This window comes from Exiguobacterium aestuarii (assembly GCF_020171655.1).
Lineage (GTDB): Bacteria > Bacillota > Bacilli > Exiguobacteriales > Exiguobacteriaceae > Exiguobacterium > Exiguobacterium aestuarii_A.
On record NZ_JAIVAC010000001.1, the window covers coordinates 1,098,459 to 1,125,355 of the forward strand.

At 46.4% G+C, this 26,897-nt stretch carries 25 protein-coding genes; 5 read left to right on the forward strand and 20 right to left on the reverse strand.

Features of this window, described 5'->3' with window-relative positions; translation table 11 throughout:
• Positions 1-11: 11 nt before the first annotated feature.
• Positions 12-596, forward strand: coding sequence for a hypothetical protein (locus LCM29_RS05860; protein ID WP_214782330.1), 585 nt, complete (start codon positions 12-14; stop codon positions 594-596).
• A 39-nt stretch (positions 597-635) separates the two neighbouring features.
• On the opposite strand, the gene LCM29_RS05865 is transcribed toward LCM29_RS05860, so the two are convergent.
• The 4 genes from LCM29_RS05865 to LCM29_RS05880 are packed head-to-tail and all read right to left on the reverse strand — an operon-like array spanning position 636 to position 4,094.
• Positions 636-2,024 carry an NAD(P)H-hydrate dehydratase gene (locus tag LCM29_RS05865; RefSeq protein WP_224861461.1) on the reverse strand — a complete coding sequence of 463 codons (1,389 nt, stop codon included), beginning with the start codon at positions 2,022-2,024 and terminating at the stop codon, positions 636-638.
• A gap of 36 nt (positions 2,025-2,060) precedes the next feature.
• Positions 2,061-2,486 carry a Fur family transcriptional regulator gene (locus tag LCM29_RS05870; RefSeq protein WP_214747940.1) on the reverse strand — a complete coding sequence of 142 codons (426 nt, stop codon included), beginning with the start codon at positions 2,484-2,486 and terminating at the stop codon, positions 2,061-2,063.
• On the reverse strand, positions 2,479-3,336 hold the full coding sequence (locus LCM29_RS05875) for a metal ABC transporter permease (RefSeq protein ID WP_214782324.1): 858 nt from the start codon (positions 3,334-3,336) through the stop codon (positions 2,479-2,481). The genes LCM29_RS05870 and LCM29_RS05875 overlap by 8 nt, the downstream gene beginning before the upstream one ends.
• Complete coding sequence (locus tag LCM29_RS05880) at positions 3,333-4,094, reverse strand: metal ABC transporter ATP-binding protein (RefSeq protein ID WP_214693061.1); 762 nt, start codon at positions 4,092-4,094, stop codon at positions 3,333-3,335. The genes LCM29_RS05875 and LCM29_RS05880 overlap by 4 nt, the downstream gene beginning before the upstream one ends.
• Before the next feature lie 186 nt (positions 4,095-4,280).
• Between LCM29_RS05880 and LCM29_RS05885 the strand changes: the two genes are divergently transcribed.
• The 3 genes from LCM29_RS05885 (at position 4,281) to LCM29_RS05895 (ending at position 8,242) form a co-directional block, all read left to right on the forward strand.
• Positions 4,281-5,810 (forward strand): Ppx/GppA family phosphatase, encoded by a 1,530-nt coding sequence (locus LCM29_RS05885; protein ID WP_224861463.1) that lies wholly within the window; start codon positions 4,281-4,283, stop codon positions 5,808-5,810.
• Positions 5,811-5,812: 2 nt separating this feature from the next.
• On the forward strand, positions 5,813-7,978 hold the full coding sequence (locus LCM29_RS05890) for an RNA degradosome polyphosphate kinase (protein ID WP_224861465.1): 2,166 nt from the start codon (positions 5,813-5,815) through the stop codon (positions 7,976-7,978).
• A 93-nt stretch (positions 7,979-8,071) separates the two neighbouring features.
• Entirely contained in the window at positions 8,072-8,242 is a 171-nt protein-coding gene (locus LCM29_RS05895) for a DUF1427 family protein (RefSeq protein WP_074033351.1), read from the forward strand.
• Positions 8,243-8,271: 29 nt separating this feature from the next.
• On the opposite strand, the gene LCM29_RS05900 is transcribed toward LCM29_RS05895, so the two are convergent.
• The 5 genes from LCM29_RS05900 to LCM29_RS05920 form a co-directional block, all read right to left on the reverse strand.
• On the reverse strand, positions 8,272-8,841 hold the full coding sequence (locus LCM29_RS05900) for a hypothetical protein (RefSeq protein ID WP_224861467.1): 570 nt from the start codon (positions 8,839-8,841) through the stop codon (positions 8,272-8,274).
• 3 nt (positions 8,842-8,844) lie between these two features.
• Entirely contained in the window at positions 8,845-9,747 is a 903-nt protein-coding gene (locus tag LCM29_RS05905) for a deoxyribonuclease IV (protein WP_214749337.1), read from the reverse strand.
• Positions 9,748-9,828: 81 nt separating this feature from the next.
• Positions 9,829-11,172, reverse strand: a complete 1,344-nt coding sequence (locus LCM29_RS05910) for a DEAD/DEAH box helicase (RefSeq protein WP_214693072.1) — start codon at positions 11,170-11,172, stop codon at positions 9,829-9,831.
• A gap of 61 nt (positions 11,173-11,233) precedes the next feature.
• Positions 11,234-12,172: a sugar ABC transporter substrate-binding protein gene (locus tag LCM29_RS05915; protein ID WP_224861469.1), complete on the reverse strand. Its 939-nt coding sequence runs from the start codon at positions 12,170-12,172 to the stop codon at positions 11,234-11,236.
• Positions 12,169-13,923, reverse strand: a complete 1,755-nt coding sequence (locus LCM29_RS05920) for a sensor histidine kinase (protein ID WP_224862756.1) — start codon at positions 13,921-13,923, stop codon at positions 12,169-12,171. Before LCM29_RS05920 ends, LCM29_RS05915 begins: the two co-directional genes overlap by 4 nt.
• 129 nt (positions 13,924-14,052) lie before the next feature.
• Between LCM29_RS05920 and LCM29_RS05925 the strand changes: the two genes are divergently transcribed.
• Positions 14,053-15,006 (forward strand): 4-hydroxy-3-methylbut-2-enyl diphosphate reductase, encoded by a 954-nt coding sequence (locus tag LCM29_RS05925; protein ID WP_224861471.1) that lies wholly within the window; start codon positions 14,053-14,055, stop codon positions 15,004-15,006.
• A 42-nt stretch (positions 15,007-15,048) separates the two neighbouring features.
• Here the strand turns inward: LCM29_RS05925 and LCM29_RS05930 are convergent, their stop codons facing one another.
• The 11 genes from LCM29_RS05930 to era form a co-directional block, all read right to left on the reverse strand.
• Positions 15,049-16,161, reverse strand: a complete 1,113-nt coding sequence (locus tag LCM29_RS05930; RefSeq protein ID WP_224861473.1) for a Nif3-like dinuclear metal center hexameric protein — start codon at positions 16,159-16,161, stop codon at positions 15,049-15,051.
• Positions 16,161-16,877, reverse strand: a complete 717-nt coding sequence (locus LCM29_RS05935; protein ID WP_224861475.1) for a tRNA (adenine(22)-N(1))-methyltransferase — start codon at positions 16,875-16,877, stop codon at positions 16,161-16,163. Before LCM29_RS05935 ends, LCM29_RS05930 begins: the two co-directional genes overlap by 1 nt.
• 96 nt (positions 16,878-16,973) lie before the next feature.
• Positions 16,974-17,312 (reverse strand): cytochrome c550, encoded by a 339-nt coding sequence (gene cccA, locus LCM29_RS05940; protein WP_224861477.1) that lies wholly within the window; start codon positions 17,310-17,312, stop codon positions 16,974-16,976.
• Between the two features lie 132 nt (positions 17,313-17,444).
• The gene (gene rpoD / locus LCM29_RS05945; protein ID WP_012726640.1) at positions 17,445-18,539 is read right to left on the reverse strand and encodes an RNA polymerase sigma factor RpoD; all 1,095 of its coding nucleotides are present in this window, start codon (positions 18,537-18,539) and stop codon (positions 17,445-17,447) included.
• A 35-nt stretch (positions 18,540-18,574) separates the two neighbouring features.
• Positions 18,575-20,386, reverse strand: a complete 1,812-nt coding sequence (gene dnaG / locus LCM29_RS05950; RefSeq protein ID WP_224861479.1) for a DNA primase — start codon at positions 20,384-20,386, stop codon at positions 18,575-18,577.
• Positions 20,387-20,513: 127 nt separating this feature from the next.
• The gene (locus tag LCM29_RS05955) at positions 20,514-21,356 is read right to left on the reverse strand and encodes a pyruvate, water dikinase regulatory protein (protein WP_214693090.1); all 843 of its coding nucleotides are present in this window, start codon (positions 21,354-21,356) and stop codon (positions 20,514-20,516) included.
• A complete protein-coding gene (locus LCM29_RS05960; protein ID WP_074033362.1) occupies positions 21,343-21,972 on the reverse strand; it encodes a helix-turn-helix transcriptional regulator in 630 nt (209 codons plus the stop codon). The genes LCM29_RS05955 and LCM29_RS05960 overlap by 14 nt, the downstream gene beginning before the upstream one ends.
• A gap of 20 nt (positions 21,973-21,992) precedes the next feature.
• Positions 21,993-24,047: a glycine--tRNA ligase subunit beta gene (gene glyS, locus LCM29_RS05965; protein ID WP_224861480.1), complete on the reverse strand. Its 2,055-nt coding sequence runs from the start codon at positions 24,045-24,047 to the stop codon at positions 21,993-21,995.
• Positions 24,040-24,933: a glycine--tRNA ligase subunit alpha gene (glyQ, locus tag LCM29_RS05970; protein ID WP_198930010.1), complete on the reverse strand. Its 894-nt coding sequence runs from the start codon at positions 24,931-24,933 to the stop codon at positions 24,040-24,042. Before glyQ ends, glyS begins: the two co-directional genes overlap by 8 nt.
• 294 nt (positions 24,934-25,227) lie before the next feature.
• Positions 25,228-25,977 carry a DNA repair protein RecO gene (gene recO, locus LCM29_RS05975; RefSeq protein WP_224861482.1) on the reverse strand — a complete coding sequence of 250 codons (750 nt, stop codon included), beginning with the start codon at positions 25,975-25,977 and terminating at the stop codon, positions 25,228-25,230.
• A gap of 3 nt (positions 25,978-25,980) precedes the next feature.
• Entirely contained in the window at positions 25,981-26,889 is a 909-nt protein-coding gene (gene era, locus LCM29_RS05980) for a GTPase Era (RefSeq protein WP_074033366.1), read from the reverse strand.
• Positions 26,890-26,897: the final 8 nt, after the last annotated feature.

Genomic DNA, 26,897 nt, shown 5'->3' on the forward strand with positions numbered 1-26,897 from the left:
GGAGTGATGAGATGCGAATCGGTATTGATTTAGATGGAACCGTAACAGACCCTAGAAGTTGCTTTATATATATGAATGAATCACTTGGTTACTCCATTGACTATCATCGTGCGACAGAGTATGAACTGCATACGTACACCACGATGGAACAGCATGAGTTTTGGAAGTTTATGATTGAAGAAGGACATGAGGAAGCAATCTATCGTCGTTCCCTTCCCCATTCCGATGTATTGGACGTATTGTGGGAGTTGAAACAACAACATCACCTTCACTACGTCACTGCAAGGAGCGAAGCGGTTCGTCCTGTTACAGAAGAATGGATTACGAGTCACCGACTTCCACTCGATTCGCTCGTGATGACCGGATCACACGATAAAATCAATGTCGTCAAAGACTTGTCACTCGAATTATTCATGGAGGACCGTTATGAAAATGCGGTATCCATCCACGAAGAAACGTCTATCCCCGTCCTATTGTTCGATGCACCTTACAATCGGAAAGCACTGCCTAAAGGTGTGACACGCATCTCAACATGGCGTGAGGCACATCACCAGATTGCGCATATCGAAAAACAAATGGTTCTTAACCAACGCTAAAAGGCAATCCCGTTCGGCTAACGGGATTGCCTTTTTTAATTAGATGCGGCCGAGTTCTTCAATCACGTCACTTGCGAGTACACTTGCTGGATGAATCGTTTGACTGATCGATTTAGCTGCGAGCGCATGCCAAAGGACTGCTTGTTCATTTGGTGACCATGACCCACCTTCTCTCGCCCATAATGCGAGCAAAATTCCTGTCAACACGTCGCCGCTCCCTCCTTTGGCCAAGGCAGAGGCTTCCACTGTATTGACCGCGCCTGTTCCGTCTGGTGCCACGATGAGGGTATACGTCCCTTTTAAAATCAGGTGGACACGGTGCTCTATTGCAAATTCAGCAGCAATGGTGAAACGGTCACTTTCAATCTCTTCAACTGATCGACCTGTCAATTTAGAAAATTCACCAGGGTGCGGCGTGAGGATGAGCGGTCCTCGTGCTTCAAGTCGCTTCGTCGATAGTGCACCCGCGTCAACGACGACGGGGCACGATTGCCGAGTCACTTGTTGCCAAATCAAGTCCAAACCCTCACCTTCCACCATTCCAGGACCGATTGCAATCGCGTCGTATGTTTTTTCCAAGAGATCCGTATGCTGGTCGTACATCGCTTCAGGTAACGTCGAAATGAGAGGACTCGCCTCCCTTGGGATCGAGAGGTTTAACAAGCCAATCCCGGAGCGAAGTGCTGCGCGGCCCGCCATAAATGGGGCTCCGAGGAGATGACGACTTCCCCCAATCAATATGCCGTGCCCATAATCCGTTTTATGACTGAATCGGTCTCTCTCTAAAAGCGATTGATTAAAATCAGATTCGGTCAATACGTTCCAGTCCGATGTATGCGGGAGCCCGATATCGATTCGTTTGAGCTGTCCAAAATAAGGTGCAGTGCGGTTTAAAAAAGCTGTCCGCTTATAGCCATGTAAAGAATAAGTATGGGTCGCCTGAACAGCCAAGCCATCAAACTCACGAGCGTGGTCACTCGGCATACCGGAAGGAATGTCAATCGACAACACCTCTGCCGATTGTTCATTGATCCATTCAATGACATCTCTCGCTTTTCCTGAAACGGGTCCTGAGAGTCCGACACCGAACAACGCATCGATGATGATGTCCGTAGTAATCGGTTGCTCAATAATTTGAACGAATGATGCCGCATAAGTCGCGTGCGTCGATGCCGCCTCCGATTTACTTTCACCGAGTGGTGACCAAACGCTCACGTTGTGACCTTTCACCGCAAGTTCCCTCGCGACAACCCATCCGTCTCCGCCGTTATTGCCTTTTCCACAAATCACTAGAATTGTTGAAGAGGAATCTATCTGCATCTTCGGCACGATTGCCGAAGCCGCTCGTTCCATCAATACTGCCTCGGGCATCCCGTTTTGACTGGCGGTTTGATCGATCTGTTTGATTTCTTTCGCTGTGTAAATCATCTAACTTCCTCCTTTCGATACAAAAAAGGGATTGAATCAATTCAATCCCTTTTGCTTACATTCTTTACAATACCCATATATCTCAAATTTATGATCGACCACTTCGAATTCAGGATCCACTGTCTCTACAAAACGCATCGGACACAAATCGAGTAGCTTTGTCTTTCCGCAACTTCGACAAATCAAATGGTGATGATGGTGCGAAGCGCTACATGTGACGCGAAACGACTTTTCGCCTTCAAGCTCTGTCGCTTCGAGTAGCCCTTCCTCAGCGAAAGATTTGAGGTTTCGATAAACCGTATCAAAACTCATCGTCGGATGCTTATCCCGCATATATTCCAGTACGTCTTTAGCACTGACGTAGCGATCTTCTTCAGAGAGAAAGGCGTACATCTCAAGACGTTTCGGCGTAACTTTTAAAGAAGATGCACGAAGACGATTCAATTGTTCAGTCTCATTCATGTTGTACCTCCTTTTTCCTGAAACTCATCACTTTCTCAAGAATCATGACACCCGCCAAGATACCGACCGCGATCAACACGATGACCCCACCTGGTGCGACATCAAGGTCGTAAGCAAGAACGAGTCCACCGATTGTCGCAACTTCACCAAAGATGATGGACCAAAGGATTGTCTGTTTGAAACTTGAGGTGAAACGTAACGCCGCTGCGACAGGTAGCGTAATCAAACTTGATACGAGAAGCGTACCGACGATTCGCATACTGACAGCGATGACAAGTGCCACAATGAACATGAATAACATATGGAGCATTGTGCTCGGAAGTCCCGAGACTTTCGCTTGTTCTTCATCAAATGACAAGAACAGTAACTGTTTATAGAAGATAAAGATCACAAGGACCGTTAAAATCGCCACACTGACAATCAAGGTGATATCTGACTGACTCACTGCAGAGATTGATCCGAATAATAACGTCGACAAATCCACGGAGAATCCTCTTGAGAGCGAGATGAAAATAGCGCTCAGTCCCATCCCAGCTGACATCATGATGGGAATCGATAATTCTTGAAAGTGAACATATTTACTTCGTAACCAGTTGAGTCCGAGCGCCGCTAATACCGAAATCAACGTTCCCATATAGAGAGGATTGAGATCAGCGAATAAGGCGATGTATTGCCCGAGAAATAAGCTGAATGAAATACCGGCAAGCGTCATATGTGACAGGGCATCGGCAATCAAACTCATTCGTCTAACGACGATAAACGAGCCGATGAGCGGTGCTGTGAAACCAATGACGAGCGCTGCAATGAACGCATAACGTAAAAAACTGTATGTCCAAAGGTCTGCAATCATGTTGTACCCTCATGGACTAGCACTTTCACGGGATATGGTTTAATGGATGATGCCAATTCACCGAGTTCGCTATATTCTCGAAGACCACAATTACACGCCAAACGCCCACGGTCGAGATGGACGACTTTCGTGACGAGGTCCGTCACGACGTTTAAATCGTGGGTGACGAGAACGAACGTACACGTTGTATGTTCCCTGAGCATATGCAGCACTTCATAAAAGTCTTGTAAGTGTTTCTGGTCTACACCAACCGTAGGCTCGTCTAGAATCAATAAGTCAGGCTGATTGACCATCGCCCGCGCGATAAAGACACGCTGTTGTTGCCCTCCTGACAAGTCCCCGATTTTACGATGGCGGAACTGCCACATGTTGACTGTCTCAAGCGCATTTTGAATCGCTGCCTGATCTTCCATTTTTAGACGTTTGAATAAACCGAGGCGGCCATATCTCCCCATCGCCACAACTTCTTCAACGGTAACCGGGAATCCCGAGTTAAATGAAGCCGCTTTTTGGGAAACGTAACTGATACGAGACTTGTCTTTAAACTGCGAAATTGGCTTGCCGAACAGTTCAACGGACCCTTGTTGTGGTTGTAGCAAACCAAGAATCGTTCGAATCAATGTCGACTTCCCAGAACCGTTTTCTCCAACGATGGCGACGAAGTCCCCTTGTCGAATATCAATCGAAACTTGTTGTAAGGCCGGTGTCCCATCATAGTAATAAGACACATCATTTAATTTGACGACGGATGCTGTCATCTAATCCCTTCTCTCATTTGATAAATCGTAATCATTTCTACTTTCTAGGCGTTTGTATTATACAGAATATCCGACACGCCTTCAAGCGAGACCGTTTTCGCCAATCTAATTGTTTAAAATTCACGTAAATCATATGTTCGTCCAAAACCTTGTCGATTACACTAAGAATATGAAGGGGATGGTTTTATGGTAAAGAAACTGGCAGTCATTGATATCGGATCCAACTCGATTCGGAATGTCATCTTTGAAGTCAATGAGGAGGGACAATATTTCGAGCGCTTAAACGTGAAAGAAGTAGCTCGTTTATCTAGTCACATTAGTGACTCGAATGAAATGACAGAGGACGGAATCGCTGCTTTGATTGATACGCTACGCCATTTTAAAGAATTGAACGATTATCATATCGTTACAGATGTGCTTCCTGTCGCGACAGCGGCTATCCGAAATGCAAACAATTCGGATGATATCTTACAGCAAGTGAAAAACGCTACGGGTATGACGATTCGCTTGCTAAGTGATTATGAAGAAGCATTCTATGGGTACTCTGCCATTGTCAATTCGACGTATGTTGAAGACGGTTACTCTGTCGACATCGGTGGGGGATCAATGGAGGTCACCTATTTCCAGAATCGTGAGCTTGTCTTTTATCATAGCTTCCCGTTTGGTGCTGTCACCTTGACGAAAGAGTTCATGAAAAACGATACGATGACAAAAGACGAACGCAAAGCGTTGACCTCATACTTAAAGAAAGCATTTAAGGAAATCGAATGGTTAGAACCTCATGGTGTCCCACTTGTCGGCGTCGGAGGGACAGCACGTAACTTAGTTCGCGTCGAACAGACCATGTCGAATTTCCCACTTGAAGGAATCCATCAATATACGATTTCATCCGATCAACTCGAAGAAGTCGTGGATGAGCTCGTCGGCATGTCGAGCAAGCAACTCGGACGAATGGATGGACTGTCAAAAGATCGGGTCGACATCATCGCCCCGGCTGTGACAGCAATCGGTGAGCTTGCGAAATATTTGAAAGTTCCGGAATTCACGATGAGCAATAACGGACTTCGAGAAGGATTGTTTTATGAGAACTATTTACATGAGCATGATAAAGTGCGGTTTGCTGATGTGAAAGAAGAAAGCTTTCGACATTTTGAAAAACAATATGATGTGAACCCGACCCGCCACCAACACTTGATTCGATTAGCTCGTCAGCTGTATACCGGACTGATTGAAGAAAAGGTCATCAAACCGAAACCGTTCGAGCCTGGTCTACTCGAGGGTGCTTGTCGTCTCGCCTATGTCGGTGAATATATCGACCATAACAATAAGAGCGATCACACATTCCATTTGATCACGACGAATGATTTCAAAGGGTTGAATAATGAAGACCGGCTCGCACTCGCGCTCGTTACTTCATTTAAATCAAAACGCGTGTTAGAACAACATATCGAGGCTTTTCCGAAGTGGTTTGACCACAAGTTGTTAAAGAGCCTCGAATTGCTCGGTTCGATTGTCAAACTTGTCGACGCGCTCGATTTGACCGAGCGTCAAATCGTCACGGACATCCACGTCTCTAGCTCAAAAGATGGTCTTATACTCTCACTTGATACGAACGGGTCTGCCCGCTTTGAGTTGCAACGAAGCACCCGACACAAAAAACACTTAGAACGCGCAATCGACCAATCGATTGAGATTGTCTTGAACGAGGAGGAATAAACATGCCCGACTATACGTACGAACATTTCAACAATCGGGAACTTAGCTGGCTCGACTTCAACGAGCGTGTCCTCGAAGAAGCGGTGGACGATCGAAATCCGCTCATGGAACGACTGAAGTTTCTAGCAATTTTCAGTTCAAACTTAGATGAGTTTTATATGGTTCGTGTCGGAGGTTTAAAAGATGAGGTGCTCGCGGGGTTTAATCGTCCGGAAGACAAGACCGGACTCACTCCGAAGCAACAGATTAAAGCCATCTCGATGCATGCTCAAGAACTTGTCGAGACACAGTATGCGACGTATAAGAAAATCACGAAACAATTATCCAATCAAAACGTGCGCTTTTTGCGGACGAAACATTTGAACAAGACGCAACAAGACTTTGTGAAAGAGTATTTCCGGACGCATGTATTTCCTGTCCTCACCCCAATTGCGGTGGATGCCTATCGTCCTTTCCCGATGCTGTTATCAAAATCATTAAATATTGCCGTTGAAATCGCTTCGAATGACGAAGGGAAAAAGCGACTCGCCCTCGTTCAAGTACCTTCTGTCCTACCCCGTTATCTTGAACTGCCTACAGATGACGAGGAACATACCGATTTGATTTTGCTCGAAGATTTGATCATTCAATTTATCGATTCCCTATTTAAAGGGTTTGTCGTCGAATCGACGATGCCGTTCCGGATCACCCGTAACGCGGATATGCCTTTCCATGAGGAAGGGAGCCGCGATGTGTTGAAACAAATTGAAAAAGAGCTGAAAAAACGTCGCTATGGGGTCGCCATCCGGCTCGAAGTGCAGCAACGCTCATTACGAAAAGAACTGTTATTCATGCTTCAAGATGTGCTTGATTTGCACGACCGTGACATTTTCATTGTGGATGGTCCGATTGATTTGACCTTCCTTTTCGGTATATATAGTCAAATCGGGATAGAATATGACGACATGATCAATGAGACGTTGATCCCATTTATCCCGGAAGGTCTTGAATCCGGAAAAGATTTATTCCAAAGTATCGCCAAACAAGATTATCTTCTTCACCACCCGTACCACTCGTTCGATCCAATCGTACGATTCATCGTCCAAGCCGCTAAAGATCCGAACGTACTGGCGATCAAACAAACGCTGTATCGGGTCTCTGGGGACTCTCCGATTATCAAGGCCTTAACCGATGCGGCCGAGAGCGGTAAACAAGTGACCGTCCTCGTCGAATTGAAAGCACGATTTGACGAAGAGAAAAATATTCAATGGGCCAAACAACTTGAAAAAGCAGGCGCCCACGTCATTTACGGTTATAAAGAACTTAAGACACATTCAAAAATCACACTCGTCGTACGTATTTTAGAAGGTGGTGTGTTGCAACGGTTCATTCACCTTGGAACGGGCAATTATAACGACTCTACGGCAAAACTGTACACAGATATCGGGCTCTTAACAACGAACGAGGAACTTGCTGAGGATGCCACGAACTTCTTCAACTGGCTATCCGGTTATGGAGAACGACCGTCTTGGCATCTATTCGAGACGTCACCTGACGATATGAAAGACTTCTTCCTCAACAAAATTGAAGAGGAAATCAAACTACACGAGAAATATGGGAACGGTAGAATCGTTGCAAAGATGAATTCGATTACAGACCGGGCCATCATCACAAAATTGTATGACGCTTCGTCAGCAGGTGTGAAGATTGACTTGATCATCCGAGGAATCTGTTGTTTACGCCCGGGAATCAAAGGTGTTTCTGAAAATATTCGGGTAATCTCGATTATCGATCGGTATCTCGAACATTCACGTATCTTTTATTTCTATCAAAATGGTAAAGAAGACTTGTATTGTTCTTCTGCAGACTGGATGACGCGCAATATGAAGAAGCGAATCGAGATTCTCTTCCCGATTCTCAATGCATCACATAAAACATACATCAAAGATATGATGGCACTGCAACTTGTCGATAACGTGAAGGCGAGAAGGCAACGTTCCGACGGACGTTATGTATATGTGAAACGGGAGAACAATGAAGAAGAGATTCAATCTCAAATCATCATTCACCAATATACGGGAGGACGCTGGAACAACATCCCTAGCGTGTTCGAGCGAGAACCTTCAAACTGGGCTGAGCGCGAAGTTTTACGACTCCGAGCTGAAAATGAGAAAATGACGGATGACTGATGTTAGACTTCTCAAATTGAGAAAGTCATTGTATAATGAATGCGATTCAGTCATTATAAAGCGCTTTCATTAGAAGATACGGAGGAATCATACATGCAAGAAATTCTGCTTTCACTACTCGCTGGCTTAATTTGTGGCGCCATCTTTACAGCACTCAAATTGCCATTGCCAGCCCCGCCTGTATTACCAGGTGTCGTCGGAATCTTCGGGGTCTTCCTCGGGATGAAAGTATATCAATTCGTCGTGGCAAACTGGCCATTCTAAAAAAACGATGCCTCTCAGGCATCGTTTTTTTAGTCTAACGTATGAATCGCTTTATGACAGGTTGGACACACCCAAATTCCGTGGTCATCTTGCAGATGATATTCCATCAGTTTCGATGCATCGTTTCCGTATCGTTCGAAAAGATTGATCTCACAAACCGAGCACGTTGTCACCGGAGCATAGGGAGCGACAAGGTTCTCCCGAAACAAATGCGCTTCATAATCCTCTTTTGTCCATTTCGATGAGGGAACATGGTATCCATCCATCCATTTCTGATGAATCGACTCATACGGTTCACCCGCCTCATACATCCCTATTTTCAAAAGCGGATGATGGAAATGAAGTTGGATTAAATCGACCAAGCTATACGTCGCCATCTCTTCCTTCTCAGCGCCAAGCCAGTATGGATCGTCAGGTTGTTCAATCATTTCCACTAACAATACCTCTGCCTCTGCCACAATCCCATGTCCCATCACTTCGATGAACGCTGTCGGGGTCGTCACGGACCCTTTCACATAAACGGGACTCTGTTCAAGAAAATAGGTCGGGAATGCGTTCCAGACATCATATCGATTCGGATCGACCTGAAGGATCGCCATCGCTTATTGATGAGAAAGCGTGAAGCGTTCACGCCATTCTGGATCAAATTGATTCGCACGGAACATCTCGATTTCTTGTTTATAAGGTGCCACTTTCGTTTTTTCACTAACAGGGATGTATGGTGTCTCTAAAATTTTTGGCAGATGTGCAAATGCCTCATGATGAATGATTCGATTTAATGTATCGAATCCAATCTCACCATACCCGATATTTTCGTGCCGGTCTTTTCTCGCACCGCGCACGTTTTTTGAATCATTCACATGAATCACACCGAGACGGTCGAGACCGACGATTCGATCGAATTCTTCAATCACTCCGTCCAAATCACCGACTAAGTCGTAGCCTGCATCATGTACGTGACACGTATCAAAACAGACAGAGAGACGATCATTGTGTGTGACGCCGTCTATGATTGTTGCCAATTCTTCGAAAGTCTTTCCGAGCTCGCTTCCCTTCCCTGCCATCGTCTCAAGCGCAATCTTAACCTGTTCGTCACCAGTCAACACTTCATTCAGTCCTTCAATGATCCGGGCAAGACCAATGTCTTCCCCGGCACCAACATGAGCCCCTGGGTGAAGAACGACATGGCGAGCAACTTGGAGTGCTTCAGCACGCTTCAACTCTTGTGTCAAAAATGAAACGGCCAATTCGAACGTCTCAGGTTTTGTCGTATTTCCGAGGTTAATGATATAAGGTGCATGGACGACAATCTCTTCGATATCGTGAGCAGCCATATGTGTGAGTGCAGCCTCGATATTCAAATCCTCAATCGGCTTTCGACGTGTATTTTGAGGAGCTCCCGTATACACCATCATCGTATTCGCCCCATATGAAACAGCCTCTTCACTACCTGCAAGTAGCATTTTTTTACCTGATACCGAAACGTGTGAACCTATTTTTAACATCATCATCTTCCCTTCATAAGCTTCTATCTTCAGTTTACACAAAAAGAAGAACCGACTCCAAGAAGTCGATTCTTCAAACGATTAACGCTTGTTTTTCTTACGAGCAGCACGACGATCCGAGCGCTGCTGTTGCATGTGCTCGCGTGAAGCCGTCTCTTTTAACTTATACTTAAATTTCTTCTTATAGCCAGGTTTGACTTTCTTCTTCGCCTTCTTGATTTCACCGGCCATACGACTATGTGCCGTATGTGAGACTTTCATCTTCCGGTCCGTTTGGCGACGACGACGTGTTTTGATTGGCTGAATCGAACCATTGCGCAAGTCCACGTGTGTGAATTCGAACCCTCGTTCTTCTAGTCGGTTGATTGGTCCATTTTCATGGTCCTCATACAATGTGTATGCCTCACCAGATGCGCCCGCACGACCTGTACGACCGACACGGTGCGTGTAGAAGTCAAGGTCTTTCGGAATCCCATGGTTGATGACGTGAGAAACGCCTGAGATGTCGATTCCTCGAGCTGCCAAGTCTGTAGCAATCACGTATTGATACTTCGCGTCATTAATGTCCTTGATGGCTTGTTTACGGCGACGTGCCTGCATGTCCCCGTGTAACGTACCGACATTCAGTCCCGCTTCACGGAATGATGTCTCCAATTCATCCGCTTCTTGTTTCGTATTAGTGAATACGAGACAGACGAACGGATTGATTGCTTTTGCAATTTCGACGGTCAATTCCTTACGGTCACGGTGACGTACCGGAATGACGTGGTGCTTGATTTTTGGTGCGACACGATGTTCCGGGCTCGCTTCAGCAAAGCGCGGGTCGTGCAAGTAACGCTTCAAGAACGGCTCGAGTTTCTCAGGGATCGTCGCTGAGAAGACCATCGTTTGAAGTTTTTCTGGAAGTGATTGCGCGATGCGGTCAACTTCCGGCAAAAATCCCATATCGAGCATTTGGTCAGCTTCATCGACAACGAAATGCGTCACTTTATGCGGGAACAATGCTTGTGCTTTCATCAAGTCAAGGATTCGTCCCGGTGTCCCGATAATGAGTTGTGGTGGATTTTTCATCTTATCGATTTGACGTTCGCGGTCTGTTCCTCCGACAATCAAACTTGATTTGATGTAATCCGGATTCTTAATGAGGATTGACTTTAATTCTTCATGAATCTGCCATGCGAGTTCACGTGTCGGTGCGACAACGATCGCTTGGACAGATTCCTCTTCTGGGTTGATCGCTTCTACGATCGGTAATAGGAACGCAAGTGTTTTCCCCGTTCCTGTCTGTGATTTCCCAATAATATCTCGACCATTCAGTGCAGCCGGAATAATCCGTGCTTGTATATCGGTCGGTTTCGTGATGCGTTTTTCTGTTAACGCATCAATCATAAACGGTAGCAATTTGAACTGTTGGAAGCTGTTCAATCGATACACCTCCTGTTTCTTTCCACTTTTCCTAGCATAGCGGAATCAAATCATTTGTCAATCAATCTTTTGCCACGCCTTCATATAAATAACTCGACGAATAATAGTGCTTGGCAATTTTCTTTCCATTTAAATGTTGTTCGAGCGCTTTAAAGCCGACTTCCATCATCTCATTCGGGGACTGTACGACAGTCGCATTGACCTTCCCATTTTGAATGAGTGGATAAATATCAGAAATGCCATCCACCGATACGATCGTCTTGTCCGATAAGTCATGACTTTCTAAAGCTCGGACGACACCGAACGTATTATCGTCATTGTGCGAAAAGACGGCATCAAATGGAATTTCTTCTTCTAACCAACGTGACATCTCAATCTCTGCTTGGAACGTATCATAGTTCCCCGTGACGGAGGCAATGATTTCGAATTGGTCGGCATTCGCTTTTTCGTACTCCCGAATCCCAAGACTGCGGTCCATCGTGGAGCGTACCTTCGGCGTACCCCTCACCTCGACGACACGAATCGGTCGATCCAAATCACTATATTTTGCGGCAATTTGTTCCGCTGCCATCCGGCCGATATCGACATTGTCGGAGACAACCGATGTCAAGACACTCGGATGATCAATCATTCGGTCAATCGCAATAATCGGGATATTTTCTCGTTTTGCACGTTCTAACGACGGTTGAATGAACGTGTCATCGAGCGTCGTCAAGAAGATGGCCTCAACACCCCGATCAATCAAGGAGTCCAATTTTTCTTTTTCTAACACGCGCGAATCTTCACTCGTCGTGGGAATCGGAATAAATCCTTTTTGGTTGGCCGTATGAACGAAGGAGTCTAACAGCTTGTTCGCATGCTCATGTTTATCGCTGACGAACACGAATCCGACTTCTTTCTCATCTGTTTTTTGCTCCGGTAATTGAATCGATGTGATCAGAAGGATTGTCATGGCCCAAACGATTGGTAACCAGAGCCAATAATGTTTGAGCGTTTTCATGATGGATCTCTCCTTGGAATTTTGATCAACATCGCTGTTCCTTTGTCGACGACGCTATCAATTTCCATCGATCCGTTCACACTCTTCAAGTATTCTTGAATCATGTAAATCCCAAGACCGTTTCCGTTGTCTTTCGTCGTGTTGAATGCCGAACCGACTGTCTTGAGTTGTTCTTCTGTCATCCCAATCCCGTTATCTTCAATTAAGAACCGATATTCCTGCTCCGTAAAGAGGACGGTCACGACAACACTTCCCTCTGCGCCTTTCGACTCGACAGCCTCGACCGCGTTTTTGAACAGGTTATAGATGATTTGAACGAGCATATCGAACGAGGCATAGAAAGGAGGCATGTCATTCGGAACGAGTAATTCCCACTTGGTCGGACGCTTATAACATTCAGCATCCATCAAGAATTCGAGTCGCTTCGCAAAGTCTAACATATCAATCCATTCTTCGTCTCTTCCTGCCTGATCAGGTTTGGCGAGTGTCAGCATCGTCGAGATTAAATCATTCGCCCGCTCCAACTCTTTGATGGCGACGTCTACCATGTCTTTATTGCTTTGTCCTTCTCGTGCCAACTGTAAGGTGATATGCACCGGTGTGAGCGGGTTTCGAATCTCATGGGCAATCCCGGCTGCCAATTGTCCAAGTGACGCTAGCTTTTCTTGGTGCAAGATCAATTGTTGCTGGCTCAACTGTTCACGCCTTGATGTTTCCATCCGCTGAGCGTAATCGTTATACGTATCCAGTAACGTCTCGACTTCTTTTGAACCGGTCCTCTCGAGCGTGATGGCACCGAGTGACTGTTGCTTCTTGATCTGATTGACAAGTTCGACGAGCGGGTTGGTCAACGTTCGCGAGAGCAACAATCCGACAAGGATGCTCAAGAAGAACGTCACAAGCGCAATCATCAAGTACTGCCAACGCGTATCGTAGACCGTCTCATATACGGAGTCGTTCTGATGTTTTGCAAGCATACTCCAGCCACTGACTCGCGCATCCGGTTCGTACATCATCGTGTCTTCTTCCGTACTTAAAATCGTACGTGTACTCCGTCCTAGCACGTCGTCAATGACTTCACGTGACACGCGACGTTCTGCATCTGTGACCAAATTGAACGACGTCGTCAATACTTCTCCTTGTTCATCTAACAGGTAAAGAATCATGTCATCATTCGCTGACTCGAGCGACCGACGGTACAAGTCAGAGTTGAGCACACTGATGCTTCCCCCAAAAATACCGATTGGTCGGTTGTCTTCAATGACGGGAACATATAAGAACGTTCCCATGTCCCCACTAATCATGATAGGGTCACTCATATATAATTCTTTTCCACTCGCAGTCAATACTTCTGCGAACTTGGGGTCCCGTTTAATCACAGAAGAGGAAACTTGACGCTCAGAATACCATTTAAACGAATTCTTGCTGACATCATAATAAAAAATCGATGTAAAACTCGTTCGTTGATTTAAATACCCTGTCCGGATACGTTCTTCAATCCACGGTTCGTTCCCGACATAAGCTCCAAGATAAACCAAATCCTCATACAATTTACCGAGTCGAGACTCGACATTTTCAATGCTATCGTCAATCGCATAGTCAAATTGCTCTTTCGCCAGCTCTTCTGCACGAGACACCGTGACGCGATCAGCAGAAAATGCAAGTGACGAGATAACAAGTGCTAGAATAATGATGATAATAAACGTAATTTGGAAAAAATATGATTTTCTAAGTTCACGTAACTGTTTCATTCGATTCACGATGTCCCTCCTTTCTAACCTAAAAATTATAGCATGAATACACGCAAATCTTTTCGTATTTTCGAAACAATGTTAGACTAATACGTATGAAAGCACTTCGAAAGGAGCCTTCGTCTTCATATGAAAGTTAAAAAAATTAGTCCACGCGGATATTGCTATGGTGTCGTTGATGCCATGAAACTCGCAAATGAGGCAGTTGCAAATCCAGATTTGCCACGCCCGATTCATATACTCGGAATGATTGTCCATAACCGTCATGTCACACAGGCGTTCGAGGATCTCGGTGTCAAAACCGTTGACGGTGAGGACCGGATGCAGGCGCTTGAAACCATCGACCGCGGAACGGTCGTCTTCACGGCGCACGGGATTTCCCCACTCGTCCGTAAACGTGCCATTGAAAAGGGATTGACGATTGTTGATGCCTCTTGTCCTGACGTCCTCGTCACACACGACTTGATTCGGGAAAAAACAGCCGAAGGATATGACGTCATCTATATTGGGAAACATGGCCACCCAGAACCAGAGGGCGCGATTGGAGTCGCACCGAACCATGTTCATTTGATTCAATATGACCATGAAATCGATCAGTTACCAAGTCGGTTATTCGATCGGAAAATTCTCGTGACGAACCAGACGACGATGAGCCAATGGGATGTCTCTGCACTGATTGAAACGATTCAGGCCCGCTATCCACACGTTGAAGTGCATAACGAAATTTGTAATGCGACTCAAGTTCGTCAAGAAGCCGTGGCCGAACAAGCCGGAGACTGCGAATTATTAATCGTCGTCGGCGATCCAAAATCAAATAACTCGAATCGCTTGGCGCAAGTTTCTAAAGAGATTGCCGGCACAAATGCATATCGCATCGGCGATTTGAGCGAACTTGATTTGAACTGGCTTGAGGGCGTCGAAACCGTCGCCGTGACATCTGGTGCCTCTACACCGACACCGATCACGAAAAAGGTCATTGATTTCTTGTCACAGTACGATCCAGAAGATTTGAGTACGCACGATAAAACACCATATCTCGAACTTCGCAGTATTTTACCGAAAGTAAAGGCATTGCGTAAGTGAACGAATCCCCCATTCTCAACGAGAAAATGGGGGATTTTTTTGTCATCTGAATTGAAACGGGTTCGTGTTCGCTTCGGAAATCATCAACTCGACATCAATTTTCGCTTTCTGAAACTTCTCTGTGAGAATCCCGACCACGCCATGCTTCATGACACTTTCGACATGGTGTCCTGGGTCGACGACCGCGAGTCCGAGTGCCATCGCATCATGCGCCACATGGAAGTATAAATCACCCGTTACGTAAGCATCTGCTCCTTTGAAATGTGCAGCGGAAACATATTTGTTTCCGTCCCCTCCAAGTACAGCCACTTTCTCAATCAATCGTTTCGGGTCTCCGACGAAACGGACACCTTCCACTCCAAAGCTTGTTTTCACATGGTCAGCGAACGCTTCAAGTGTTAATGCCTGTTCAAGTTTACCGATACGTCCTAAGCCATATACGTGCCCTTCAATCTCATCTCGAATCATGTCATATGCCACTTCTTCATACGGATGAGCATCTTTCATCGCTTTCAAGACTCGCTTCTTCTGACTTTCGCGAACGACCGTCTCGATTCGAATCTCATCGACTTGTTCTGTCTCGTGAACTCTACCAATGAATGGAGTCGTTCCTTCGAGCGGAGTGAATTGTCCTTTTCCAGAAACACGGAACTGACAATCCGCATAGTCTCCGATATGTCCGGCACCTGCTTTGCCTAATGCACGTGACACGTCTTCTGCGTGTGATTCCGGAACGAACACCGTTAATTTATAGACTGGCTCCTCATACGTTGGTACGAGTACTTTTGTGTCGTGCAATCCGATTGCTTCACTCATCCAATCGTTCACACCGCCAACACAAACATCTAAATTTGTATGTGCCACGTAGACCGCGATGTCATGCTGAATACATTTCATCGTGATTTTCCCTGCCGTAGAACGATCATTGACTTGAGATAACGGACTAAAGATAGGCGGATGATGGGCAATGATCAAATCCACCTTTTTCTCAATCGCTTCATCCACGACCGATTCAAGCACATCGAGTGTCACCATGACCCGTTTGACATCTTTATTGAGCGATCCGATTTGCAAGCCGATTTTATCGCCTTCGACAGCTAAATGCTTTGGCGCAAACTCTTCAAACAACTGGATCACTTGATTGCCGTTCGCCATTACTGACTCACCTCTCTCATTTTGTCACGCATCCGTTTGAATTCGATTTGTTTTTGAACCAACGCCTCTGACTGAATGCCATCTGCCATTTGACCGAGTACGTATTCGAGCTTATCCGCTTCACGACTCCACTTCAGTTTGAACGCCTCAGGGCGTTCCTGAATCAAATATGGACCGAATAATAGTTGCCAAGTCCGTTCTGTGAGATCGTCACTATAAATCGTCTCAGACCCTTTTTCGCCGACGAGAATCTCATATACTTTATCATTTTCTTCGACAATCGCTTCTTCAACGAGAACATATCCGTTCTCAAGTAGCCAACTCCGAACGTGTTGTCCGTCGACATTCGGTTGAAGAATCAGACGCTCGACTGCACCGAGCTTCTCTTTCCCGGATTCTAGAATAGAACGAATCAAACTGCCTCCCATCCCACAAATCGAGATACATGTCGCTTCGTCTTCTTGTAGTACAGCGAGACCATCACCGAGACGCACATCGATGACTTCTCGCGCTCCAATCAAGTCCACTTGCGCTTTTGCGGCCTCCATCGGACCAACATTTACTTCGCCAGCAATCCCCTTTGAAATGATTCCTTGTTGAAGGGCATAGCATGGCACATATGCGTGATCCGACCCAATATCAGCGAGCACGCTTCCTTTCGGGATATAATCAACAACTTGCTTCAAGCGACGATCTAAGATGACACGTTCTTGCATGTAAGACAACTCCTTTGTTCTACTTCTTCCTTAGCGTATCGAATTCTTTACACTTCGACAACAAAAAACGCACTCCGATACGGAGTGCGTCACTTCTTATTGTTCAATCAACCAGTTCGCAAGCACTTCTGCTTCTTCAGCTGATGCAAGACCTGCTGGCATCGCACCACGACCGTTTACGATAACGTTCGCGATTTCTTCTGGTGAAAGACGATCGCCGACACCAGTAAGTGCTGGACCAACGCCACCTTCAAGGTTTCCGCCGTGGCAACCTGTGCAACCCTTCGCTGCATATAACTCTTCTGGGTTCATTTCAGTGACTGCTGGACCTTCAGCCGCTTGTTGCGCCTGATTCACACCAAAATACGATAATGATACCATGGCAATAATTGCGACGATTGCGATTGCCGCAAACGGTAACAATGGATTACGCATTGTAGTTCCCCCTCATGTTCATTCCAAATTTCTATCCAACACTATTTTACTCAAAAAATAATAAAGAAGGAAGGAAAATCACTCATTTTCCTTCCTTTCTTCTAAAACTTCACACTTTATTCAAATATGAACTTAATCGAGGAAGTCTTTCAAGCGTTTGGAACGACTTGGGTGACGTAATTTACGAAGAGCTTTCGCTTCGATCTGACGAATCCGCTCACGTGTGACGCCGAACACTTTCCCGACTTCTTCAAGTGTACGCGTACGACCATCGTCTAAACCGAAACGAAGACGAAGGACGTTTTCTTCACGGTCCGTCAACGTATCGAGCACGTCTTCTAACTGTTCTTTCAACAATTCATAGGCTGCCGCATCTTGTGGGGCCATTGCATCTTGGTCTTCAATGAAGTCACCGAGATGTGAATCGTCCTCTTCCCCAATCGGTGTTTCAAGTGACACCGGTTCTTGCGCGATTTTTAGAATCTCACGTACTTTTTCAGGTGTGAGTTCCATCTCTTTCGCAATCTCTTCTGGAGAAGGTTCACGACCGAGGTCTTGGAGCAATTGACGTTGAACGCGAATCAATTTGTTAATCGTTTCGACCATGTGAACCGGGATCCGGATTGTACGCGCTTGGTCAGCAATCGCACGAGTGATGGCCTGACGAATCCACCATGTCGCATAAGTCGAGAATTTGAACCCTTTCATGTAGTCGAATTTTTCGACTGCTTTGATGAGGCCCATGTTTCCTTCTTGAATCAAATCAAGGAAGAGCATCCCACGACCGACGTAACGTTTCGCAATCGACACGACGAGACGAAGGTTCGCTTCCGCAAGACGTTTTTTCGCTTCTTCGTCTCCTTGCTCGATTCGTTTCGCAAGCTCTGTCTCATCTTTCGCACTGAGAAGGTCGACACGTCCGATTTCTTTCAAATACATTCGGACCGGGTCGTTGATTTTAATTCCAGGTGGTACCGATAAGTCGTTTAAGTCGACTTCTTCATCTTCTTTTTTCGCAGGTGTTTCTTCTGCGTCAGCTGCGTCCTCTGTGACACGGATATCTTTCGCTTCTAAATCTTCGATGAAGTTATCAATGAAATCCGAGTCCACCTCAAAATGACTGAGGCGGTCTTGAATTGCTTGCATTGAGACGACGCCTTTTTTCTTTCCTAACTTTTCGAGCTCTTCTATGGCGTTAAATAAATCCTCTTTCTTCTTCTCTGCCATTTAGCAGTTCAACTCCTTCCAAACTTCATCCACGTTCATCGTTCTCGTAGACGACGACTACGGGCAATCAATTCTTGTAGCTTGGACGCCTGGTCAACAATACTTTCGGCGTCTTGAGCGATTTCCCTTTTTGCACGCTCGATTTGACGTTGCTCCTCATAACTGTTTATGACCCGAATGTATTCGTCTAAAACCTCTTCAGACAGTTCATCCGGTCCAGTCATCAGTCGGATCTCCGCAAAACGCATCGCATAATCGGGACGTTGGTCGCAGTAACGCTCCATAAACGGCAACGTCACTTGATCGAACTCATCTTGTGTCATCGTCTCAGAGACGATTTCATACAATGCCGAACCTAGCATACGATGTGTCTCATCCTGATAACGTAGCCCTAGACGATCGCGTACAAAGCGGACTTGTTCCGGTCCAGTCAACATGGCACGTAACAAATACTTCTCTGCTTTCATCCAGCGTGGTTCGCCCGTTTTACTCGAACGCTTTCGTACAGGTTCCGCAGGCTCCATCGTACGGACGGGTGTCGATTCGCTTGACGTCGGACGAGGGATTCTCGAACGAAGCGTCTCAATCGGAATCTCAAATTCATCCGCCAGCTTTTTCACATATAAATCTCTTCGAATCGAATCATTCGTCTTACCGATCTCTTCAAGCATAGATTCAATAAAGCGAATCCGTTCTCCTTCTCGGTTCAAGTTTTTTCCTCGTCTGAGCATGCGATTCATAAAATCAAGCACGCTCAACTGTTCTGTCTCGACAAACTGTTGCCAATGCGACGCCCCGTGTTGACGTATATAATCATCCGGGTCTGTCTTTTCGGGTAACGGTAAAACTTGTACATCGAGCGGGGATGACTCTAATAAGCGAATGACTTTTTGAGTCGCCTCTTGTCCCGCATGGTCTCCGTCATAACAGATGATGACTTCCTCCACGATTCGAGACAATGCTCTTGCATGCTGTGGAGAGAAGGCAGTCCCAAGTGATGCCACAACTTCTTGTGTACCCGCTTGCGCGACTTGTAAGACATCTACGTTCCCTTCTACAAGAAAGACTCGTTTTTTCTTACGCATCAATGCCCGGGCTTGAGAGAAGCCAAATAGCAATTCACTCTTGTTGAATAGCGGTGTTTCAGCCGTATTCACGTATTTTGGTTGACGGTCATCAATCGCACGTCCACTGAAGCCAACGATGGTGCCGTCTCGATCCGCAATCGGAAAGACGACCCGTCCTTCAAATCGGTCAAAATATTCACCGGATTTGGACTTCGAGATTAAACCTGCCTCAACCATTACTTCTAAATCGAACCCTCGCCGCTCCAACAACTCGACAGTAAAGCGTCGTTGGTCTGGGGCAAATCCAATCTTGTATTGTGCAATCGTTTCTTCCGTTAAATCACGGTTTCGCAAATACGCCAATCCCACTTCGCCAGCTTCTGTTTTCATCAAGACTTCATGGTACAAGTCCGCGACGAGTCGATGTGCATCACGCATTTGTTTACGCCATACTTGTTCACGTGTGAGTTCTTCGTCCCCTTGTATACCTTCTACTGAAATATTCGCGCGCGTTGCTAAACGCTCCACTGTCTCAGGAAAAGATAACCCTTCCGTCTCCATCACGAAAGTGAATACGTTCCCTCCGGCACCACAGCCGAAACAGTGATACATCCCTTTTTCAGGTGAAACAGAAAAAGACGGTGAGTTTTCGGAATGAAATGGACATAACCCGACAAGCCGATGCCCTTGTTTCTTTAATTCGACACGCTCGCCAATCAATTCGACGATATCGGTCGCTTGCTTCACTTCTGCGATGACTTCATCTGGTATCCGTGGCATCTTGACCACTCCCTGTTTCCAATCTCGCAACGAAACGGAACGCTCATCACGTTCCGTTTCACTGTACTGTCAATACTCTATTATACCCTCTCAAAGCAACGATTACTAATTGAAACACTTATGCACATTAGTCGTCTTTTGATTGTTCGAGATGACGTAAGATAATGCCCGCCGTCTCTTCGACCGCCTTGTTCGTCACATCGATCACATCACAACCGATTCGTTCATAAATCCCGCGAGCATATTCGAGCTCTCGATTGATTCGTTCAAGTTGTGCGTAGTCCGCTTCCGGCTTCAAACCGAGTGACTTGAGGCGCTCCATTCGAATCGAAATCAACTTCTCTGGAGAGATGATTAACCCGACACACCGTTCTGCCGGTAAGTCGAATAACTCCTCTGGAGGTCGTGATTCTGGTACGAGTGGGACGTTCGCGACTTTATATCGCTTCAGCGCCAAATACTGAGACAGGGGTGTCTTCGATGTTCGCGAGACGCCGACGAGTACGATGTCGGCTTTTTTCAGACCACGCGGGTCTCGACCATCGTCATATTTGACGGCAAATTCCATCGCTTCGATTTTACGAAAGTAATCATCGTCCAAGCGATAGATGAGTCCCGGTTTTTCACGTGGGGCTTCTTTCAGCTGTCCCGATAAGACATCGAGCAAATCACCGAGCAAGTCAACCGTCTTGACCTGATGTTCTTCCCCGAGTTTCATGAGAAGCGCGCGATGCTCTTCATTGACGAGCGTGAATGCAATAATTGCGTGTTGCGCCTTCGCTTGTGTGACCACATCGATAATCGTCTGCTCATCCTCAACGAATGGGATGCGAAGCGTATCAATCGCATTCTCATGGAATTGGATACTCGCTGCTCGGACGACGAGCTCACATGTCTCTCCGACCGAGTCACTTACCACAAAAACGAGTTGTTTCGTAGTCAAATCGGTTTCCTCCTCAAATCGACTCATCGTTCGCTAACGCAATGAGCACCTTCGTCATGTTCGTTTTCGTCATCCGACCGAGAACAATCAATTTGCCATCCTTCTCTTCAACGACCGGCATGGCATCGATTTGCTTCTCAATCAATTTCATTCCCGCACGAATCAATGTCTCGCTTTTCTCGCAAACCGTGATATTCGGCATGCGTGTCATGATGACGTTGACCGGCAATTGATCTAAATCTTGATTCCCAATTGCTGCGCGGAGGAGGTCTTTACGTGACAGTACCCCTACGAGTTCTCTGTCACGTCCGACAACGAACAGCGAGCCCACATCTTCTAAGAAGAGCGTGACAATCGCATCATATACCGTCATCTCGTCCCGAACGACTTTCGCAGAGGACATAAAATCTCCGACCGTTAAGGAATCTAGCTTTTCGCGGAGCATCGACGAATTCCGTTTGCCAACGAACGTGTAGCCGACGCGAGGTCTTGCTTCAAGTATTCCTGTCATCGTCAAAATCGCAAGATCTGGACGCAAGGTCGCACGCGTCAGCGATAATTCCTGCGCGATTTGCTCCCCTGTAATCGGTCCATTTTCTTTTACAATCTCGACGATTTTTTGTTGGCGTTCATTCAGTTGCATAGCCAACCCCCTCTAGTTTGTTAGAGTACGAGCGCGTTGAAGTCTGCGACACTCTTAATCGTCGTAGCAAGTCGGTTCATTTCGTGGAGTCGGTTTTGGCGTACCGCCTCGTCATCACTCATGACCATTGTATGTTCGAAATACATCATAATTGGTGATTCAAGCGTCTGAAGAAGTTGAAGCGCTTTGTTGTAGTCTCCTGTTTGAACGGCATTCATCGCATCAGGAGCAGTCTGTTCAATCGCTTCATGTAATGCAACCTCTTGGTCGTTTTCAAACAATGACGGATCGACGTCTCCTGGCTCACCTTTTTTCGAGATATTGACGACGCGTGACAATTGCTCGATCAATGACTTCGCGTCCGTCGAAACGAATTGTTGGATCGCATGTGCACGAGCATCAAGACGGTCCACCGTAAGCGTAGTCGTCAACACGGCATCAATCACGTCATAGCGAACTTGCTGTTCTTGCAAGCGATATTTCAAGCGAAGTGTAAAGAACTCCACGAGCTGTGCCTTGACTTGTTCTTTATCGGCTTCATAGAGTCCTGCCTCCAGTTGTAATTCGACAACTTTCGAAAGAAGTTTGTCGATTGAGAGGTCAATCTTCCAATCCCCAAGGATTTGTACGACCCCTTGTGCTTGCCGACGAAGTGCGAACGGATCTTGTGAACCACTCGGAATCATGCCGATACCAAAGAACGCAGCAATCGAATCGAGCTTATCTGCGAGAGCAAGCACGGCACCTGTTGCCGTCTCCGGAGACGAATCACCCGCGAAACGTGGCATGTAGTGCTCACGAATCGCCGCAGCTACTTCCTTGTCCTCACCTTGTTGAAGGGCATACTTCTCACCCATGATTCCTTGAAGCTCTGTGAACTCGTAAACCATCTGGCTGACAAGATCAAACTTATGAATCGCACCAGCACGATTTACTTTTTCAAGGTCCGCATCAAACAAAGGAGCAAGGGCTTGTGCGATTTCGGTCACACGTCGCGCTTTCGCTCCAGTCGTTCCTAATTTTTCGTGGAAGACGATTCGGTCGAGACGTGCAAGCTGATCATCGATTTTTGTCTTCTTGTCTTCTTCGTAGAAGAAGACCGCATCCGCAAGACGCGCACGGATGACCTTTTCGTTCCCACGTGCGACGTTTTCGAGATGATCGGCGTTCCCGTTTCGAACGGTAACGAAATAGTTTTTCAACGTTCCATCAACATATACCGGGAAATAGCGCTGGTGCTCTTTCATCGTTGTAATGAGAACTTCTTCCGGTAAGTCAAGATACGTCTCATCAAATTCACCAAAGAGGGCAGTCGGCCACTCGACTAAGTTCGTGACTTCCTCTAACAAGTCGGCATCAAGCGGAATCGTCCACCCTTGATTTGTCGCGAGCGTTTGAATTTGACGTTCGATTTCGGCTTTACGTGTCTCGTAGCTTGCCATGACAAATGCAGCCTCTAGCGCTTTCACATATTCAGCAGGTGACTCGACGACGACATCTCCCTTGCTGAGGAAACGGTGACCTCTCGTCACATTCCCTGTTTTCACGCCTTCAATCGTAAAGTCAATGACGTCTTGACCGAAGAGGGCAATCAACCAACGAATCGGACGCATGTAGCGTAAACTGCTCGTTCCCCACTTCATGTTTTTCGGGAACGTCAAGCTCCGAACGACATCTTCAAGGCCGTTCAATAACGACATCGTATCTTGACCCGCCTCATGACGTTCTGCGAAGACGTATTCAACACCTTTTTCTTCGGCGAAGTATAAGTCTTCTACTGTTAATCCACGACCACGGGCAAATCCTTCTGCCGCTTTCGACCAGTTCCCTTCAGCATCTTGAGCAATCTTTTTCGCAGGCCCACGAAGAGTTTCCGTCAAATCTTGTTGTGTCTCTGCCACATCGCGAACGATTACAGCTAAACGACGAGGTGTAGAATACACATCGATTGAACCAAATTCAACACGCGCTTCTTTCAAGAACGCATCGATGCGCTCTGCCAATTGCTTCTCTGAGCGCAAGACGTATTGAGCCGGTAGTTCTTCTAATCCAATCTCTAATAAAAGGTCACGCATTCAAGTCACCTGCTTTCTCTTGTTTCAAAAGTGGGAAACCGAGGCGCTCCCGTTCTTCAATAAATTTAGCGGCACACGCGCGTGACATATTACGGACGCGTTGGATAAATCCAGTCCGCTCTGTCACGGAAATCGCACCTTTTGCGTCTAACAAGTTAAACGTATGTGAACATTTCAAAATGTAATCGTACGCAGGGAAGACGAGATTTTCTTCGAGAGCACGTTTTGCTTCTTTCTCATATGTGTCAAATAGCGTGAAGAGCATATCGACGTCTGATAACTCGAACGTATATTTTGAGTGTTCGAACTCTGGTTGATAGAAGATGTCTCCATACTTGAATCCATCCGTCCAAACGAGGTCGAATACGCTCTCGACTTCCTGAATGTACGAAGCGAGGCGCTCAAGACCGTATGTGATTTCAACCGCAATTGGGTCACACTCGATTCCTCCAACTTGTTGGAAATACGTGAATTGCGTAATTTCCATCCCGTTCAGCCATACTTCCCAACCGAGACCGGCTGCTCCGAATGTCGGGTTTTCCCAGTTATCTTCGACGAAGCGGATGTCATGTTCGAGCGGGTTGATTCCAATCAACTCGAGACTTTCTAAGTACAACTCTTGGATGTTGCTCGGCGACGGTTTCATGATCACCTGGAACTGATGGTGTTGATACAGGCGGTTCGGGTTCTCCCCGTAACGTCCGTCAGCCGGGCGGCGTGACGGTTCCGTGTAACAAACGTTCCAAGGCTCTGGTCCTAACGTTCTCAATGTAGTCATTGGGTTTAACGTACCCGCCCCTTTTTCTACATCGTACGCTTGCATCGTCAAACAACCTTTCGATGCCCAAAACTTTTGTAGCGTGAGAATGATTTCTTGCATAGTCATATGCTTCATAAATGACACCTCCAATAGTATTGAAACGACAAAAAACGCCCCTATGTGCCTAGCACATAGGGACGGGATTGATTCCCGCGGTTCCACCCTACTTGCCCCAACAACGGGGCCACTCTTAAAAGATGTGGGCGCTCTGGAATCGCCATTCACTCTTCTCATGACGCTCGGCTCACACCACCCCGAACTCGCTTCATTCATGACAGGAAGAGTTACTTTTTTCCTTCATCGCGCACGCTATTTCATTTGTCTAATCGTAACTCATCGTATCGAATTCGGTTTAAAAAGTCAATCCTCATTCAGATGAAGACGGGTCATTTGGTCGAGCACTCGTTTCGTCTTCAATCGTAGTCCGCTATAAGACTCCATGTATGCATCAAAGAGTTGACGCAAGAGGAGTCTAGACTCGTTCGATAACGGTACGTTCCGAAATTCCGACAGCTCATGTTTGCTCATCAAGTAAAGCAATTTGGCGAGACGTTCTGATAATCGAACCGCTCCCTCTTCTCGATGCCGTCCACATAAAAAACCGCCAGAGGCGACCGAGAAATACATCGGATCCGTCACGTCTCCACAGCGGACGCACCCTGTCAGCACAGGGGAAACACCTAGAAGATGCAAGATACGCAGTTCGAGATGATGGGTGATCACATCTGCGTCCATCCCCGCATTCAATGCTTGAAGCGCATCCTGTAAAATCCGAAAGAGCGGACGATTTTGTACCCGATCCTCGACAGACCGGTCGACGAGCTCTAACCAATACATGGCGTACGCCATCCGATCGACATCTTTTCGAATCTCTGGATAAGAAGTCATAACATCGGATGATTTTAACTGAGCGAGCCCACGGCTAGATGGGAAAATATACACACCTTCTACAAACGGTTGGCTCGAGGCATGAAACCGGCTCCCCGGTTTTTTTGCGCCTCGTGCCATAATCGCAACTTTGCCAAGCTCTTCTGAAAACAATGTCACGACTTTATTCGATTCACCATAATTGACGGTACGAATGACGATTCCCGTGACTTTTTGTAACATGGCTTAATACTCGTCGTCGCGGAAACCGAGGTCACGAAGCTGACCCATCTTGTTACGCCAGTCTTTCTGGACTTTGACCCAAAGGTTCAAGTACACTTTCGTGCCGAGAAGCGCCTCGATGTCTTGACGAGCATCTGTCCCGATTTCACGGAGCATCGTCCCTTTTTTCCCGATGATGATTCCTTTTTGTGAATCGCGTTCCACCATGATGACGGCTTCAACATCAATCATCTCCGAGTTATCACGTTTCTTGATTGATTCGATTGCCACAGCGATCGAATGCGGGACTTCGTCTCGCGTCTTATGCAACACTTTTTCGCGAATCATCTCTGAGATGATAAATCGCTCCGGGTGGTCCGTCACTTGATCGGCCGGGTAGTACATCGGTCCTTCAGGTAACAATTTCTTAATTTCTCCTAGGAGTGGTTCGACGTTATTACCTTGTAATGCCGAGATTGGGACGTACGCTGCAAAGTCCAATTCATTTGTATATTGCTCAATCACTTTCGGCAGTTCATCCGGGTGAATCAAGTCGATTTTATTCATCACCAAAATGATAGGTGTGTCGAGTCCTTTCAATTTTTCAATGATGAAATCATCTCCGGCACCACGAGGTTCCGTCACGTTCACCATGAAAAGAATCGCATCGACTTCGCGAAGGGCGTTCGTCGCCACTTTCATCATGAAGTCGCCGAGGCGGTGTTTCGGTTTATGGATTCCCGGTGTATCGATGAAAATGATTTGAGAATCATCCGTCGTATATACACCTTGTACTTTATTTCGTGTCGTTTGTGGTTTATCCGACATGATGGCAATCTTTTGACCGATCACGCGGTTGAGGAATGTCGATTTCCCGACGTTCGGCCGACCAATGATTGACACGAAACCAGATTTAAAATCTTCTTGATACATAATGCACC

Coding starts and splice junctions, on each gene's coding strand:
- LCM29_RS05875 (WP_214782324.1), bottom strand. CDS start 3,336: ATGATTGCAGACCTTTGGACATACAGTTTTTTACGTTATGCGTTCATT.
- rpoD (WP_012726640.1), bottom strand. CDS start 18,539: ATGGCAGAGAAGAAGAAAGAGGATTTATTTAACGCCATAGAAGAGCTC.
- LCM29_RS05885 (WP_224861463.1), top strand. CDS start 4,281: ATGGTAAAGAAACTGGCAGTCATTGATATCGGATCCAACTCGATTCGG.
- glyQ (WP_198930010.1), bottom strand. CDS start 24,933: ATGACTATGCAAGAAATCATTCTCACGCTACAAAAGTTTTGGGCATCG.
- glyS (WP_224861480.1), bottom strand. CDS start 24,047: ATGCGTGACCTTTTATTAGAGATTGGATTAGAAGAACTACCGGCTCAA.
- LCM29_RS05930 (WP_224861473.1), bottom strand. CDS start 16,161: ATGGCGAACGGCAATCAAGTGATCCAGTTGTTTGAAGAGTTTGCGCCA.
- LCM29_RS05880 (WP_214693061.1), bottom strand. CDS start 4,094: ATGACAGCATCCGTCGTCAAATTAAATGATGTGTCTTATTACTATGAT.
- LCM29_RS05860 (WP_214782330.1), top strand. CDS start 12: ATGCGAATCGGTATTGATTTAGATGGAACCGTAACAGACCCTAGAAGT.
- LCM29_RS05895 (WP_074033351.1), top strand. CDS start 8,072: ATGCAAGAAATTCTGCTTTCACTACTCGCTGGCTTAATTTGTGGCGCC.
- LCM29_RS05865 (WP_224861461.1), bottom strand. CDS start 2,024: ATGATTTACACAGCGAAAGAAATCAAACAGATCGATCAAACCGCCAGT.
- LCM29_RS05890 (WP_224861465.1), top strand. CDS start 5,813: ATGCCCGACTATACGTACGAACATTTCAACAATCGGGAACTTAGCTGG.
- LCM29_RS05870 (WP_214747940.1), bottom strand. CDS start 2,486: ATGAATGAGACTGAACAATTGAATCGTCTTCGTGCATCTTCTTTAAAA.
- LCM29_RS05925 (WP_224861471.1), top strand. CDS start 14,053: ATGAAAGTTAAAAAAATTAGTCCACGCGGATATTGCTATGGTGTCGTT.
- dnaG (WP_224861479.1), bottom strand. CDS start 20,386: ATGCCACGGATACCAGATGAAGTCATCGCAGAAGTGAAGCAAGCGACC.
- era (WP_074033366.1), bottom strand. CDS start 26,889: ATGTATCAAGAAGATTTTAAATCTGGTTTCGTGTCAATCATTGGTCGG.
- recO (WP_224861482.1), bottom strand. CDS start 25,977: ATGTTACAAAAAGTCACGGGAATCGTCATTCGTACCGTCAATTATGGT.
- LCM29_RS05905 (WP_214749337.1), bottom strand. CDS start 9,747: ATGTTAAAAATAGGTTCACACGTTTCGGTATCAGGTAAAAAAATGCTA.
- LCM29_RS05935 (WP_224861475.1), bottom strand. CDS start 16,877: ATGCAAGAACGTGTCATCTTAGATCGTCGCTTGAAGCAAGTTGTTGAT.
- LCM29_RS05960 (WP_074033362.1), bottom strand. CDS start 21,972: ATGCAACTGAATGAACGCCAACAAAAAATCGTCGAGATTGTAAAAGAA.
- LCM29_RS05920 (WP_224862756.1), bottom strand. CDS start 13,923: ATGAAACAGTTACGTGAACTTAGAAAATCATATTTTTTCCAAATTACG.
- cccA (WP_224861477.1), bottom strand. CDS start 17,312: ATGCGTAATCCATTGTTACCGTTTGCGGCAATCGCAATCGTCGCAATT.
- LCM29_RS05900 (WP_224861467.1), bottom strand. CDS start 8,841: ATGGCGATCCTTCAGGTCGATCCGAATCGATATGATGTCTGGAACGCA.
- LCM29_RS05915 (WP_224861469.1), bottom strand. CDS start 12,172: ATGAAAACGCTCAAACATTATTGGCTCTGGTTACCAATCGTTTGGGCC.
- LCM29_RS05955 (WP_214693090.1), bottom strand. CDS start 21,356: ATGAGTCGATTTGAGGAGGAAACCGATTTGACTACGAAACAACTCGTT.